At 69.6% G+C, this 14,311-nt stretch carries 10 protein-coding genes; 7 read left to right on the top strand and 3 right to left on the bottom strand.

The annotated features are described in order from the left end of the window. Positions 1–118 precede the first annotated feature (118 nt). On the top strand, positions 119–1,102 hold the full coding sequence (locus tag ACFPAH_RS06905; RefSeq protein WP_379742619.1) for a homocysteine S-methyltransferase family protein: 984 nt from the start codon (positions 119–121) through the stop codon (positions 1,100–1,102). Positions 1,103–1,228: 126 nt separating this feature from the next. Here the strand turns inward: ACFPAH_RS06905 and ACFPAH_RS06900 are convergent, their stop codons facing one another. Further along, positions 1,229–3,478 carry a CHASE domain-containing protein gene (locus tag ACFPAH_RS06900; RefSeq protein ID WP_379742616.1) on the bottom strand — a complete coding sequence of 750 codons (2,250 nt, stop codon included), beginning with the start codon at positions 3,476–3,478 and terminating at the stop codon, positions 1,229–1,231. A 227-nt stretch (positions 3,479–3,705) separates the two neighbouring features. On the opposite strand from ACFPAH_RS06900, the gene ACFPAH_RS06895 reads away from it, so the two are divergent. From ACFPAH_RS06895 to ACFPAH_RS06880, 4 genes are all read left to right on the top strand, one after another. Then, on the top strand, positions 3,706–4,167 hold the full coding sequence (locus ACFPAH_RS06895; protein WP_379742613.1) for a hypothetical protein: 462 nt from the start codon (positions 3,706–3,708) through the stop codon (positions 4,165–4,167). Between the two features lie 96 nt (positions 4,168–4,263). Then, complete coding sequence (locus tag ACFPAH_RS06890; protein WP_379742610.1) at positions 4,264–4,884, top strand: LON peptidase substrate-binding domain-containing protein; 621 nt, start codon at positions 4,264–4,266, stop codon at positions 4,882–4,884. A gap of 7 nt (positions 4,885–4,891) precedes the next feature. Continuing rightward, complete coding sequence (locus ACFPAH_RS06885; RefSeq protein WP_379742607.1) at positions 4,892–5,668, top strand: hypothetical protein; 777 nt, start codon at positions 4,892–4,894, stop codon at positions 5,666–5,668. A gap of 373 nt (positions 5,669–6,041) precedes the next feature. Then, entirely contained in the window at positions 6,042–7,556 is a 1,515-nt protein-coding gene (locus ACFPAH_RS06880) for a DEAD/DEAH box helicase (protein ID WP_379743013.1), read from the top strand. Positions 7,557–7,610: 54 nt separating this feature from the next. On the opposite strand, the gene ACFPAH_RS06875 is transcribed toward ACFPAH_RS06880, so the two are convergent. Next, positions 7,611–9,299, bottom strand: coding sequence for an ATP-binding protein (locus ACFPAH_RS06875; protein WP_379742604.1), 1,689 nt, complete (start codon positions 9,297–9,299; stop codon positions 7,611–7,613). 187 nt (positions 9,300–9,486) lie between these two features. Between ACFPAH_RS06875 and ACFPAH_RS06870 the strand changes: the two genes are divergently transcribed. Further along, positions 9,487–10,968, top strand: a complete 1,482-nt coding sequence (locus ACFPAH_RS06870; RefSeq protein WP_379742601.1) for a UbiA family prenyltransferase — start codon at positions 9,487–9,489, stop codon at positions 10,966–10,968. Beyond that, a complete protein-coding gene (locus ACFPAH_RS06865; protein ID WP_379742598.1) occupies positions 10,962–12,263 on the top strand; it encodes an FAD-binding oxidoreductase in 1,302 nt (433 codons plus the stop codon). The genes ACFPAH_RS06870 and ACFPAH_RS06865 overlap by 7 nt, the downstream gene beginning before the upstream one ends. Positions 12,264–12,323: 60 nt before the next feature. Here the strand turns inward: ACFPAH_RS06865 and ACFPAH_RS06860 are convergent, their stop codons facing one another. Beyond that, the gene (locus ACFPAH_RS06860; RefSeq protein WP_379742595.1) at positions 12,324–14,309 is read right to left on the bottom strand and encodes a hypothetical protein; all 1,986 of its coding nucleotides are present in this window, start codon (positions 14,307–14,309) and stop codon (positions 12,324–12,326) included. Positions 14,310–14,311: the final 2 nt, after the last annotated feature.

The following is a 14,311-nucleotide window of genomic DNA, read 5'->3' as shown; positions in this document are numbered from 1 at the left end:
TATGGCCGGGTTATGGTGGTTTTTACAACGGCCGGCCGGATACGCAGGCGGGAACCGGCGCGCTGCGCGAGGCTCCAAGTAGCGATGGCCGGACATCCTCCGGCCGACAGGAGGGACCATGAGCCGCTACCGCAAGCGCCTGCCCCAGCTCGAAGGCCGGCTGTTCCTGGCCGACGCCGGGCTCGAAACGATGCTCGTCCACCAGCAGGGTTTCACGCTGCCCGCGTTCGCCTCCTTCGTCCTGCTGCGCGAGGCGGCGGGAAGGGCGGCGCTGCTGGCCTATTTCGAGCGCTTTGCGCGCCTGGCGCACGACCATCGCACCGGCCTGGTGCTGGAAACGCCGACCTGGCGCGCCAATCCCGACTGGGGCCGCGCCCTGGGCTATGGCGAGCTGGCGCTGGCCGAGGCCAACCGGGAGGCGGTGGCACTGGTCGCCTCGGTGCGCGCGGCCTGGGATGCGCCGGGGCGGCAGATGGGCGCCCAGCCGATCGTCATCAGCGGCAACATCGGCCCGCGCGGCGACGGCTACCGGGTCGACCAGCGCATGAGCGCGGCCGGTGCGCGCAACTACCACCTGGCCCAGGTCGCCGCCTTCGCCGCCAGCGAAGCCGACATGGTGTCGGCCTTCACCATCGGCTATCCGGACGAGGCGATCGGCATCGTCGACGCGGCGGCGGCCTGCGACATGCCGGTCGCGATCTCCTTCACGCTCGAGACCGACGGCCGGCTGCCCTCGGGCGACACGCTGGCCGACGCGATCGGCCGCACCGATCTCGAAACCGGCAGCCATGCCGCCTATTACATGGTCAACTGCGCGCACCCGGCCCATGTCGAGCCGGCGCTGCTCGAGCCCGGCCCCTGGCGCGCCCGCCTGTGCGGCCTGCGCGCCAACGCGTCCCGGCGCAGCCACGCCGAACTCGACGAATCGCCCGAACTCGACGACGGCGACCCGGAACAGCTCGGCGACGAATACCTGGCCCTCTCCACGCTGCTGCCGCACCTGAACGTGGTGGGCGGCTGCTGCGGTACCGACGAGCGCCACGTGGCGGCGATCGCGCGCAGGCTGGTAGGGTGGTCGGCTCGACCCGGCGATATGCAATGAGGCGTCGTATGTGCCGCCCACGCGTTCAACGCACGGTCGATCATTCACGGCAGGTCCCATGACGGTTGAACGCGTGGACGGCGCAAGCGCAGCGTGCCGGCACCCGCCCGGGCCGAGCCGTCCACCCTACCTATGCCGCGGCAGGTAGATCCCGATGGTCGTGCCTTCGCCCAGCACGCTGGTGATGCGGATATGCCCGCCGCTCTGCTTGACGAAGCCGTGCGCCATCGACAGCCCGAGGCCGGTGCCCTTGCCCTCCGGCTTGGTCGTGAAGAAGGGCTCGAAGGCGTGCTCGATGACTTCCGGCGGCATGCCTTCGCCGGTATCGGTCACCGCGATGTAGACGTACTCGCCGGGGACGATTTCCGGGTCGGCCGCGGCGGCGGCGCTGTCGACCACCAGGTTCGAGAGCGTCATCGTCACCTTGCCGCGTCCGCTCATGGCGTCGCGCGCATTGATGACCAGGTTCAGGATCACGTTCTCGAGCTGGTTCGGGTCGACCAGGGTGTTCCACAGCGCGCTGTCGTCGGGCCCGCGCGCCAGTTCGATGGCGACCGATTCGCCGGCGGCGCGGTGCAGCAGGCTGTCCATGCGCGCCAGCAGGTCGCCGACATTGACCACGCTCGGATGCAGCGGCTGGCGCCGCGCGAAGGCAAGCAGCTGGGCCGAGAGCTTCGAGCCGCGCTCGACCGCGTCGAGGATGCTGCGCAGGCGTTTTTCGGCGTTGTTGCCGGACTTGAGCATCAGCTGCACATTGGCGCTGATGATGTGCAGGATGTTGTTGAAGTCGTGCGCCACGCCGCCGGTGAGCTTGCCCACCGCTTCGAGCTTTTGCGCGCGCGCCAGCGCCGAGCGCGTTTCGTCCAGCCGCGCCTGGCGCAGCCGTTCGCGCGCTTCGGCCTCGCGCCGCGGCCGGATGTCGCGCAGGAACGCGCTGGCGCCATGGCCAACGTCGGCGGGCAGGGACGCGGCGACGATCTCGACCGGGACCGGGTGGCCGTCGCGGTGGCGCGCCACCACTTCGGCCGGCTCGCCCATCACCAGCGCGCCGCCGTCGCGCGCGAACTGCGCGAAACCGCGCGCGTCGGCGGCGCGCGCCTCGGGCGGCACCAGCAGTGCGCCGATCTCGCGCCCGCGCGCCTCGGCCTCGCTCCAGCCGAACAGGCTCTCGGCCTGCGGGTTCCAGTCGGTCACGCGGCCCTCGGCGTCGAGGGCGATGAAGGCGTCGTAGCTGTTGCGCAGGATGACGTCCATGCGCTTGCGCTCGGCGTCGATGCGCTCCCAGGACTGGCGCAGTTCGAGCGTCATCGCCCGCGCCAGCTGCAGCGCGCGGCGCCGTTCGCTGGCGAGCAGCCAGACGATCAGGCTGAGCAGGAAGCCGAGGCCGGCGCCGGTGAGCGCGATCATGCGCGGGCGGCGCGTGTCGCGCCGGGCTTCGAAAGCCGGGGTGGAGGCGATTTCGACGGTCCAGCGGTGTCCGGAAATGAGCATCGGCAGCGTCTTGCTGAACAGCGGGCGGCGCCAGCTGGTGGCGTCCTGCGAGCGGAACAGCAGGGCCTCGGGATCGGCGCGCGCGCCGTCGTAGACCGCCACCCGCAGGTCGGACGCATGGCTGCCGCCGACGCCGCGCATCAGGTCGGCCATCCGGAACGGCGAATACACCCAGCCGGCGATGGCGGCGCGGCGCTGTTCGGCGGTCGCGGTCGGCATGCCGGCGCGGTAGACCGGCATGTACATCAGGAAGCCCGGCTCTCCGCTGCCGCCCTCCTGGATCAGCACCACCTTGCCCGACAGCGCGGCGGCCCCGCTGTCGCGCGCGGCGGACATCGCGGCGCGCCGCACCGGTTCGCTGTACATGTCGAAGCCGAAGGCGCGCAGGTTGCGCCCGGCGAAGGGTTCGATCAGGGTGATCGAGGTGTAGGCCTCGCGCGGCGTGGCCGGCGTCACCTGGTAATCGGCGTAGCCCTGGCGGCGCAGCGCCGCCTCGTGCGCCGCCAGCCGCTCGCGCGGGATGATGCTGGCCACGCCGAGCGCCTCGATGCCGGGGAAGTGCTCCTGCAGGTTCTGGATCTGGAAATACTCGGCGAACTCGCGGCGGCTGATGTCGACCCGCCCGCGCATGAAACCGCGGGCGCCGCGCAGCACCTGCTCGTAGACGCCCATCCGGCGCACCATGGAGGTGCCGAGGTCGCGCGCCCGGTACTCGAACTGGGTGGCGAGGCTGGCGTTCTCGTCGCGCTGCGCGCTGCTCCAGGCCGCATAGGTGATCGCCAGCGACAGCAGGAACACGAGTCCGGCCAGCACCAGGGGACCCCATCCCCGTTCGGCGGGTGAGCCGGGGATGGGGCGGGGCTGGTCGGGTTCTGCACGCTGCATGTAGTCGGGGTCTGGAGTCTGGAGTCGAGAGGCGGCACGGGCCGCGGCGTTGGTCATGGCAGGCCCGTCGAGGCGCCTTCCCGGAGTACGACAGACGCCAAGCATACCGGGCGTGCATGCCCGCAGGCGCACGGATGGGGCGCGCCGGGCACGGCCCGCGGCCGTCGAACAGGCATTATGGCAGAGTCTGCAAAGGCCGAAGCGCCGGTGCTACAATCGCCTCCCGAATGAGCCCATCCCTTACATTCCTGCACCGCCACCGCTGGTTGTCCCGGCTGGCCGGCGCCGCGCTGCTGGCGCTGTTGTGGTGCGCGCTGGCGCCCCTGCGCCAGCCGAGCCACGAGCGCAGCTTCGTCTTTCCGAGGCCGGAAGCGGGACAGCGCAGGCTGGCGCTGCCGCGCGAGCTGCGCCTGACCCTCGGCGTGCAGGATGTCCTGCTGCTGCGCAACCTGGACCGCCAGCCCCACGTGTTCGGCCCGCTGCAATTGCGCCCCGGCCAGGAAGTGCGGCTGCCTTTCGAGCAGGCCGGCGACTACGCCTATGCCTGCCCGGACGTGGCCGGCGGCACGCTGCTGGTGCGCGTCGTGCCCCTGCCGCACCCCGGCTGGGAGCGCCTGCGCTGGCGGCTCGGCGGGCTCGGCCAGGCGCTGCGCACGCTGCCGCTGGTCGCGCCGCACGCGGCCTCCTGATCCGGCGCCGGGGGCGCCCGCACCGCGGGCGCGGACGCGCCTGCTGCACAGGGCAATCGTGCTGCGGTCCGCGCTACGATTCTGTCATGATGGGGCATGGCCACGATTTCCCTTCCATTGTTCCCATTGAGCACGGTGCTGTTCCCGGACGGGGTGCTGCCGCTGCAGGTGTTCGAGGCGCGCTACCTCGACATGGTGAGCCGCTGCCTGACCGAGGACACGCCGTTCGGCGTGGTCCTGCTCACGCAGGGACAGGAAGTGCGCACCCGGGGCGGGGCGCCCGAGCGCTTCGTCGAGAGCGGCACCCTGGCCACCGTCTGCGACACCGCCGCCACCACGCCGGGCCTGCTGCAGGTGGTCTGCCGCGGCGGCGCCCGCTTCGAGGTGAAATCCTCGCAGCAGCGCCTGAACGGCCTGTGGATGGCCGAGGTCGACCTGGTCGAAGACGACCACCCGGTGCGCATTCCGTCCGAGCTGCAGGGCGCGGCCGATGCGCTCGACCGCGTGCTGGCCTCGCTGCACGACGTGCCCCAGGAACGCTGGCCGGTGCAGCCGCCGTTCCGGCTCGAAGATTGCGGCTGGGTCGCGAACCGCTGGTGCGAGCTGCTGCCGCTGCCCAACGGCCACAAGCACAACATGCTCATGCTCGACAACCCGGTCATCCGGCTCGAGTTGCTGCACGACGTGCTCGATGAACATGGCTTGATCACTTCCTGACACTGCCATGAAATTCTCCGACGAACTCTTGATTGCATTCGTCAACGGTGAATTGGCCGAGCCGGCGCGCGCCGCCGTCGAACGCGCGGCGCGCGCCGATCCCGCCATCGCCGCGCGCGTGGCCGGGCACCGTGCCCGCCGCAGCCGCGTCTACGGCGTGGTCGCGGGCGGCAGGGACGGCGGCACCCAGGCCCACGCCCATGGCTGCGCTTCCGGCGCCAAGATCGTCCAGCTCGACGCCATCCGGGCCGCGCGCAATGTCCCGCTGCCGACGCCCGTGCCGCCTGAACCGGCCTGGACGCGCCGCCACCTGCTCGCGCTCGCCGCCGCGCTCGCCGCCGGCGTGCTGCTGGGCGGCACCGGCTGGCACCTGTGGCAGGGCGAAGCCGAGCTCGCCTCGTTCAGTGGCGGTAGTGGGGGCAGTGGCAGCCGTGGCGCAGGCGGCGCGCTCGTCGCGCAAGGCGACCTGGCGGACGCGCTGACAAGCCAGCTGGCCAGCCCCGGCCCCTCCGGGCGGGTGCGCATCGGCATCAGCTTCCTCGCCAAGGACGGCAAGTACTGCCGCAGCTTCGTGATGGACACCACCGCCGGCCTGGCCTGCCGCGACGGCGCCGAATGGAAGATTCCCGTGCTGGCCCAGGGCGCGCTCGGCGCCGCCTGGATCGACGGCAGCGGCCTGCCGCCGGCGGTGCTCGATGCCATCGACTCCCGCATCGCCGGCACGCCCCTGGGCAACGCTGCCGAGCGGGCTGCGCAGGCACGCGGCTGGAAGCGGGAAGGGTAGGCGCACCGCGATCGCCCCCTGCGGGGCACCGCGCGCCCCCGTTTCGCCGCGTGTGCCGGAGCGTTTTGCCCGCACCCGGATCGGCATGCCTTCCGCCCGGTGGCGTTCACGATTCCATATACACTGCGATGGATTTAATGTAACCTTGAGGGCGATATCTTGTATCTCTACGTTTGCGCCCGTGTTTGCCGGTGCAGCGTGCCCACCGAGCCGGCCCCCAGCCGTACCTCCGTTGTGCCCCAGTCGGCGGCCAGCCCCGCCCTTCCAGGAGTTGTCAGCGTCGGCCGCGCCTGCTGGAGCGGGTCCGTCGAGGCGACGCTTCTGCGTAGAGCAATTGATTTAATGCCCGGAAAGAATAATGTCTGAAACACCGATGAACAACGACGCGCCGGCAGTGCCGGGCGTCGCCGTGCCGAACGTGGCGACGCCCGGCGCTGTGGAGCCGACCGTGCGCTTTGCCGATTTCGGCCTGGCACCGGAAATCCTGCGTGCCCTGACGGACCAGGGCTACGTCCATCCGACCCCGATCCAGGCCCAGGCGATTCCGGTCGTGTTGCAGGGCCGCGACGTCATGGGCGCCGCCCAGACCGGCACCGGCAAGACCGCCGGCTTCTCGCTGCCGATCATCCAGCTGCTGCTGGCCCACGCCAACACCAGCATGTCGCCGGCGCGCCATCCGGTGCGCGCGCTGGTGCTCACGCCGACCCGCGAACTGGCGGTGCAGGTGGCCGAGAACGTCAAAGCCTACGCCCAGCACACGCCGCTGCGCTCCACCGTCGTCTTCGGCGGCATGGACATGAAGGGCCAGACCGTCATCCTCAAGGGCGGGGTCGAGATCGTGATCGCGACCCCGGGCCGCCTGCTCGACCACATCGAACAAAAGAATGTCAGCCTGTCCCAGGTGCAGATGCTGGTGATGGACGAAGCCGACCGCATGCTCGACATGGGCTTCCTGCCGGACCTGCAGCGCATCATCAACCTGCTGCCGAAGAAGCGCCAGAACCTGATGTTCTCGGCCACCTTCTCGCCGGAAATCAAAAAGCTGGCGAACAGCTTCCTGCAACAGCCGGTGCTGATCGAGGTGGCGCGCAGCAACGCCACCGCCGAGAAAGTCACGCAAATCGTCTATAAGGTCGACGAAGAGCAGAAGCGCGACGTCGTCGAATTCCTGATCCGCCAGCGTGGCCTCAAGCAGGTGATCGTGTTCTCGAACACCAAGATCGGCGCTTCGCGCCTGTCGCGCCACCTCGAACAGACCGGCATCAAGGCCTCGGCCATCCACGGCGACAAAACCCAGCAGGAACGCATGGCCGCGCTGGAAGCGTTCAAGCAGGGCGACATCGAAGTGCTGGTGGCGACCGACGTCGCCGCGCGCGGCCTCGACATTTCCGACCTGCCGTGCGTGATCAATTTCGATTTGCCGTACAACGCCGAGGACTACGTGCACCGCATCGGCCGCACCGGCCGCGCCGGCGCCTCGGGCGACGCCTTGTCGGTGTATTCGGACAAGGACGAGCGCCTGCTGGCCGACATCGAAAAGCTGATCAAGCAGACCATCACGCGCGGCGAACTGGCCGGCTTCACGCCGCGTGCGCGCGGCCGCGAGTTCGAGCGCGGCGAGCGTCCGCAGCGCGGCGAGCGCGGGGAGCGCAGCGAACGCCCGCCGCGCCGCGGCGCCGAAGGAGACAGCCGTCCCGAGCGCGCGCCGCGCAGCTACGGCGCCGGTCCGCTGCCGCGCCGCGAGAAGGTCGATCCGTGGTTCCTGAAACCCTACGAGCCGGCCAGCGCGCCGCGCCGCGACCTCGCCGCCGACGCCGCCACTGCGCCGGCCAAGCCGAAGCAGAAGCTGGCCGCCTTGCTGGGCGGCCTGCCGAAGCCGCAGCAGTAATCAGCAGCAGTAATCAGCAGCACCAAGCGGCAAGGCAGCCGGGCCGGCGCACACTCAGCGTGATCCTGTTTGCGCCCGGCCGGGCAGGATCGCCCTGACGCGCGACAGCAGCTCTTCCTGGCGGTAGGGTTTGCTGAGGATGTCAAGCCGTTGCGGCCTCGGGGCCGCCGGCAGCTCGTCCATGTAGCCGGTCGTGATCAGGATCGGCGTGCCCGGCAGCCGCTGGCGCACCTGGTCGGCCAGCTGCAGTCCGTTCATCCCGCCCGGCATCAGCACATCCGTGAAGACGAGGTCGATCCCGCCGCCGTTCTCGAGCAGCGCGAGCGCCTGTTCCCCGCTCGGCGCGGACACCACGTCGTAGCCCGCTCCTCCCAGCATGTCTTCCGCCAGTACCCGCACGTCCTCGTTGTCCTCGACGACCAGGATGCGCGGCTTGCCGCTGTCGTCCGCCGCCGCGGCCGGCTGCTGCGCTTGATCCCTGCCCTGGATGTCGTGGCCGCCGTCGGCCGGGAAGATCATGCGCACCGTCGTGCCGCGGCCGGGCGCGCTGTCGATCTCGAGCCGCCCGCGCGACTGCTGCACGAAGCCATGCACCATGGCCAGCCCGAGTCCGGTGCCGGGCCCCTTGGTGGTGAAGAACGGTTCGGTGGCGCGCCGTGCCACGTCCGGCGTCATGCCTTCGCCTTCGTCGGCGACGCAGACGGCGACATAGCCGCCATCGGGCGCCGTTTCCTGGTCGAGGACGACGGTGCTGACCCGGACCCGGCCGCCGCCGGGCATGGCGTCGCGCGCATTGATGACGACGTTCAGCACCGCCATCTCGAGATGGGTCGGGTCGAGCGTGCAGCCGGGCAGGCCGGGTTTCAGGTCGAGCTGCAGTTCGACCCGGTCGCCGAGGGTACGCACCAGCATGTCCGAGAACTCGACCAGCAGCGCATTGAGGTTGACGCGCCGCGGTTCCAGGCGCTGCTTGCGGGCGAAGGTCAGCAACTGCTGGGTCAGCTTGCCGGCTTTCATGGCCGCGCGCTGCGCGCGCCGGATCGGCTCGCCGGCACGGCTGGCCGGGTCGAGCGCCAGCAGCGCCAGTTCCAGGTTGCCGTTGATGACCTGCAACAGGTTGTTGAAGTCATGGGCCATGCCGGCGGTCAGCTGGCCGATCGCCTCCATCTTTTGCGCCTGCATCGACGACTGCTGGGTCAGGCGGCGCTCGGTGATGTCGAGCTGCGAGGCGAAAAAATACAGCAGTTCGCCGTTGTGGTCGAAGATCGGGCCGATGTACAGGCCGTTCCAGAAGGGCGTGCCGTCGGCCTTGTAGTTCAGGATGTCGAGCGCCACCGCGCGCCGTTCGGCCAGCGCCTCGCGGATTTCGCGCACCGTGTCGGGATTCGTGTCCGGCCCCTGCAGGAAGCGGCAGTTGCGGCCGATGACCTGTTCTTCCTTGTACAGCGTGAGGTCGAGGAAGGCATTGTTGACGAAGACGATCGGGTCGTCCTCCTGGCGCGGATCGGTAACGAGCATCGGCATGCGCGTCATTTCGACGGCGGCAAAGAAGATGTTGCCGCGGTCGTCGAGGCCGCCGTGGTCGATATAACCGGCCTGCCAGTGCTTCATGCCGGGATTGCCGAGCGGATTGTAGGCACTACCCTCCAGCTCGCCCTCGGCAGGCACGCCGACGCTCTCGCCGTCGCCTTGCACGTCGAGGGGTCTGCCTGCGCTTTGTTCGGGGGTCGAGCCGGTAGCCATTGCATCTCTCCACTTGCGCGGCCGTGCCGCTGTTCAGGTCTAAGGCATGCTAGCGCCCGTGCGCGGGCGGGACTGTGCGCGGACTCACGCAACGCTGCTTGCCGCGCGCAAGCGGCGATTTCGAACCCAGCATTACGATATAATCAACACCCGTTTGAGCCCTGCAATTCTTTACGGCCGCCTTCGCTTGCCGTCCCTGGCTGCGCATTGGCGCAGCCTTTGCTATTGGAGCATTAAAATTCTTCCTCCGATCGTTGTCGACCTCGATGGCACCCTGATTCATACGGACATGCTCCATGAGTCGGCATTGTGGATGTTGCGGGACCAACCGCTCAACGTCCTGCGCATGCCCGGCTGGTTATTGCAGGGCAAGGCAACGCTGAAGCGGGAGCTGGCCGGCCGCTCCGATTTCAATGCGGCATCGCTTCCCTACAACCAGCACCTGATCGCCTGGCTCGAACAGCAGCGCGCCAACGGCCGCCGGCTGATCCTCTGTACCGCATCGGACCGCGCCATCGCCGACGCCATCGCGGGCCACCTCGGCCTGTTCGACGAAGTCATGGCGAGCGACGGCGCCGTCAACCTGGCCGGCGCCAACAAGGCACAGGCCCTGGAGCACCGTTTCGGCGAAGGCGGCTTCGATTACGTGGGCAACTCGCATGCCGACCTCCAGGTGTGGGCACGGGCGCGCCGCGCCATCGTCGTGAATGCCTCCGGGCGGCTGCTGCGCAAGGCGGGCCAGCACTGCGAAGTCGAGCAGGTCTTTCCCAGGGCGCGCATGGGACTGCGCGCCCTGGCCAAGGTGCTGCGCGTCCACCAGTGGATGAAGAACCTGCTGTTGTTCATTCCCCTGGTGGCCGGCCACCAGTTCGGCAGCATCGATCCGTGGCTGGCGCTGATGCTGGCATTCGTGTCGTTCAGCCTGTGCGCCTCGACCGTGTACATCGCCAACGACCTGCTCGACCTGGAAAGCGATCGCCTCCACCCGCGCAAGCGCGCGCGCCCGTTCGCCTCGGGGCTGGTGCCGGCCTGGATGGGCGTGGTGCTGGCGCCGCTATTGCTCGCAGTAAGCCTGATGCTCGGCGCCTATGTGGGCGGCAATTTCCTTCCATGGTTGCTGTTTTATTTCTTCGTGACCTGCGTGTATTCGTGGTCGCTCAAGCGCCTGATCCTGGTCGACTGCCTGACGCTGGCAATGCTGTATACCTTGCGCATCGTCGCCGGCGCCGCGGCGGCGGGCATCGCGCTGTCGTTCTGGCTGCTGGCGTTTTCCGTGTTCCTGTTCCTCTCGCTTGCCTTCGTGAAGCGGTATGCGGAGCTCCAGGTGCAGGTCCTGGCCGGCAAGCAAAAAGCGCATGGCCGCGGTTACCTGACCTCGGACGCGCCGCTGCTGCAAATGCTCGGCATTACGGCCGGCTATGCCGCCGTCGTGGTGTTGTCGCTCTACCTCAACAGCGATGCGGTGCTGGTGTTGTACCGGATGCCGGAAGTCGTCTGGGGCGCGGTGCCCGTCATCCTGTTCTGGGTCAGCTGGATCTGGATGCAGGCGCACCGCGGCCAGATGCACGACGATCCGCTCGTCTTCGCCGTCAAGGACCGCGCCAGCCTGAGCGCCGGCCTGGTCTTCGGCACCATCCTGGCGCTCGGCGCGGCCGGCTGGTCATGGTAAAGGTCTCGTCCTGGGGACGGCTCGGCAGTCCCGAACACGACCTGCGCGTGTTGACCGACCCGGCCGCGGTCGGACAGCAGCTGCGCGCCGCGGCGCCGGCGCTGGGCCTGGCGCGCGGCCTCGGGCGCAGCTACGGCGACGTCGGCCTGAATCCCGGCGGGGTGCTGTGGCAGGGGACCGGGCTCGACAAGTTTATCGGCTTCGACCCCGCCAGCGGGCGCCTGCTGTGCGAAGCCGGCGTGACGCTGCGCGACATCCAGCAGATGGCGATCCCGCGCGGCTGGATCCTGCCGGTCACGCCCGGCACGCAAATGGTCACCGTCGGCGGCGCCATCGCCAACGATGTGCACGGCAAGAACCACCACGTGGTCGGTTCCTTCGGCGACCACGTGCGCCGCTTGTGGCTGGTGCGCACGGACGGCAGCACCATCGAATGCGGCCCCGGCCTGGCACCCGAATGGTTTGCGGCGACGGTCGGCGGCCTCGGCCTGACCGGTGTCGTCATCCGCGCCGAACTCCAGCTGCGGCCGGTTGCCGGTCCCTGGCTGGATACGGAAACGATTCCGTACGCCAGCCTGGACGAGTTCTTCCAACTTGCCGACGACTCCGAGCGAGAATGGGAATACACGGTGTCGTGGATCGACTGCCTCTCGAAAAGCGGGCGCGGGCTGTTCATGCGCGCCAATGCCGCCGCCGCCGGCGACCGTCCGGTGCCGCGCAAAAAGGCGAAGACGATGCCGCTCACGCCGCCGGTCTCGCTGGTGAACGGCCTGTCGCTGCGCCTGTTCAACAACGCGTACTTCCAGCTGCACAAGCAGCGTGCCGGCCGCGCCCTGGCGCACTACGAAAGTTTCTTTTATCCGCTCGACAACCTGCTCGAGTGGAACCGGATGTATGGCCCGAAGGGGTTTTACCAGTACCAGAGCGTCGTGCCGCGCGCGGTCGGCAAGGATGCCGTGCAGGCGATGCTGGGCGAGATCGCGCGCAGCGGCGACGGCTCCTTCCTGGCGGTGCTCAAGACCTTCGGCGACCGCGCCGCGCCGGGCATGCTCAGCTTCGCGCAGCCCGGGGTCACCCTGGCGCTGGATTTCCCGAACCACGGCGCGCGCACCCACCAGCTGTTCGAGCGGCTCGACGCGGTCGTGCGCGAGGCGGGCGGACGCATCTACATGGCCAAGGATGCACGCATGCCGCGCGCGCTGTTCGAGGCGGGCTATCCGCGGCTGCCGGAATTCCTGCGCTACCGCGACCCGGGCATCAGCTCGGCGCTGTCGCGCAGGCTGATGGGCGCGTGACAGCGCCGGGCGCCGCGGCCGCCCAGCGGCGCTGGCGCACGGCCGCGTCAGGGCCTGGCCCTAGCGCAGGCGCGTGAGCTCGATGGAATCGACGCGCAGCGATTTGCCTTCATGCGCCGTGGTCCGGATTTCGACCGGGGCCATGGCGTGTGCGGGCGCAATGCTGAACCACGCCGACATCCGTGCCGGCAATGCGCGCGTTCCCGTCAGCTGCCCTGCATTGGCGACGACGACCTCGCCCGGGAGCTGGAGCGCCACGTCCCAGGCGCCGACGACCCCGGTTTCGCCCTCGGCGCTCGCATACCTGATCTGGAGCGCATACTCCCCGGCCGGCAAGGGTTCGTAAGGGCCGTAGGTCAAGTGGCCCGACAGGCGCGGGTCGCGCTTTTCCACGCCGCAGGCCGCAGCCGGCTTGCCGATCCCGGAGGGCAGTTCGCAGCCTTTCCAGCGGAACGAGGCGCCCGGCGCCGCAAACCGCGACGGCACCGGCGCCGCCCGGGGTGCGGCGGCCTCGGGCGCGCGCAGCCCTGCGGGCCGGAACAGCAGCACGGTACGGTCGCCGCAGGCCACCGCCCTGGGTAGTTCGCCGCCCAGGGCAGCCAGCCTCTCGCGCGGCAGTTTGAACTGCGCTGCCTCGGCGTCGGCGATGATGGCGAAATCGTAATGGGGGCGGTAAAAGCGCTCCGAGGTAATCCATTCCATCCGGCTGAGGTCGCCCGAGTACTGGGCCAGCGTCAGGCGCTGGCGGCTCAGGCCCTGCAGCAGCTTGGCATCCCAGTACTGGGCGATGCCGTGGCGGGCGCGGGCCGCGGCCAGGGCGCGGTCGACGCAGGCGACCGGTTCCGGGTAGTAGTAACGATCCGTATCGCGCACTTCGCGCACGCGCCACGCCTGGCCGGCCAGCAGCCCCGAGAGCACCAGGCACACGGCCAGGCACAGTGCCGGCGCGGCGCGGGGCGAGCGCGCATCGAGCAGGTGGACGAGCACGAACACCCCGGCCACGAGCGGCAGGGACGCCGCCCCGATCAGGTAACGCGGTACCGGTATCAGGGTCTTTGACAGGAGCATGACGCTGACGGTCGCCAGGCAGGACAGGGTGGCGAACGCCGCCAGCATCAGCAGGGGACGCGGCAGCGTGCCCGGCAGGCCGGGCAGGGGGCGCCGGCGCAGGCAGGCGAGGATGCAGGCCGCGCCAACACCGAGCGACAGCAGCAGCGCGGCGGCCAGCAGCGGACGTCCGCCCAACAGGGTGGCCAGGATATGGCCCAGCTCACCCAGGTTTTCCGGCAGGCGCGAAAGGCTCAGCCGGGCCGGCAAGCGGGTCTGGTGCGTGACCACGAACCGGTACGACAGCATGCCCGCCAGTGCCGGCAGCAACAGCAGGAGCGTGGCGCGCCAGGCGGTGGCGCGTAGCGCGCCGCGTCCGAACAGCAGTGCGGTCGCCAGCAGCGGAATCGTGGTCTGCACCAGGAAGATCGAGTCCGACAGGGTCGTCAGGAAACCGAGTACGGCGATGCTTGCGTCGGTGAGCCTGTTGCGCCCGGCTTGCGGCACGCCCTCCCGGCCCAGCCAGAGCGCGCACAGCAGCAACGCGGCAAGGAAAGCGCCGTAGTGATGCGCGCTGGTAAACAGGCGCACGAAAGGATCGTCGACGGTCAGCCCGAGCCAGACGAACAGGATCGACAGCGTCGCCGCGGCCGGCAGCGCGCCGCGCGCGAGCAACTGGCGTGCGAGGAAATACAGGGCGAGCGCCGCAAGCGCCGTCTGCAGCAGCGCGAACCCGGTGGTCTGCCCGAGCACGCTGTCGCTGGCAAGCCAGGCCAGTCCGTACATCGGCATGTCAGGGAAGAAATAGGGGGCGGGGGTCAGGAACCAGTCGGAGAAGCGGCCGCCGTTCCTGAGCAGGTCGTCGAACAACACCGGCAGGTAGAGCGCATCGGCATGCACGAGATGGGCCTGGACCGGGTGCCCGGCACGCAGGATGAAGAACAAGGCGCCGACTGCGGCAAGCCAGCACGCCAGCGCCGCCATGTCCTGTTTGCGCATAG

The organism is Massilia sp. GCM10023247, from assembly GCF_042653325.1.
Lineage (GTDB): Bacteria > Pseudomonadota > Gammaproteobacteria > Burkholderiales > Burkholderiaceae_D > Telluria.
Note: the sequence above shows the minus strand (reverse complement) of the source record. Positions and strands in the feature narration are given on the sequence as shown.

What these genes read in the sequence shown, in the direction of transcription:
- ACFPAH_RS06905 (WP_379742619.1), top strand. Translation starts at nt 119, where the DNA reads ATGAGCCGCTACCGCAAGCGCCTGCCCCAGCTCGAAGGCCGGCTGTTC.
- ACFPAH_RS06900 (WP_379742616.1), bottom strand. Translation starts at nt 3,478, where the DNA reads ATGCAGCGTGCAGAACCCGACCAGCCCCGCCCCATCCCCGGCTCACCC.
- ACFPAH_RS06895 (WP_379742613.1), top strand. Translation starts at nt 3,706, where the DNA reads ATGAGCCCATCCCTTACATTCCTGCACCGCCACCGCTGGTTGTCCCGG.
- ACFPAH_RS06890 (WP_379742610.1), top strand. Translation starts at nt 4,264, where the DNA reads ATGGCCACGATTTCCCTTCCATTGTTCCCATTGAGCACGGTGCTGTTC.
- ACFPAH_RS06885 (WP_379742607.1), top strand. Translation starts at nt 4,892, where the DNA reads ATGAAATTCTCCGACGAACTCTTGATTGCATTCGTCAACGGTGAATTG.
- ACFPAH_RS06880 (WP_379743013.1), top strand. Translation starts at nt 6,042, where the DNA reads ATGAACAACGACGCGCCGGCAGTGCCGGGCGTCGCCGTGCCGAACGTG.
- ACFPAH_RS06875 (WP_379742604.1), bottom strand. Translation starts at nt 9,299, where the DNA reads ATGGCTACCGGCTCGACCCCCGAACAAAGCGCAGGCAGACCCCTCGAC.
- ACFPAH_RS06865 (WP_379742598.1), top strand. Translation starts at nt 10,962, where the DNA reads ATGGTAAAGGTCTCGTCCTGGGGACGGCTCGGCAGTCCCGAACACGAC.
- ACFPAH_RS06860 (WP_379742595.1), bottom strand. Translation starts at nt 14,309, where the DNA reads ATGCGCAAACAGGACATGGCGGCGCTGGCGTGCTGGCTTGCCGCAGTC.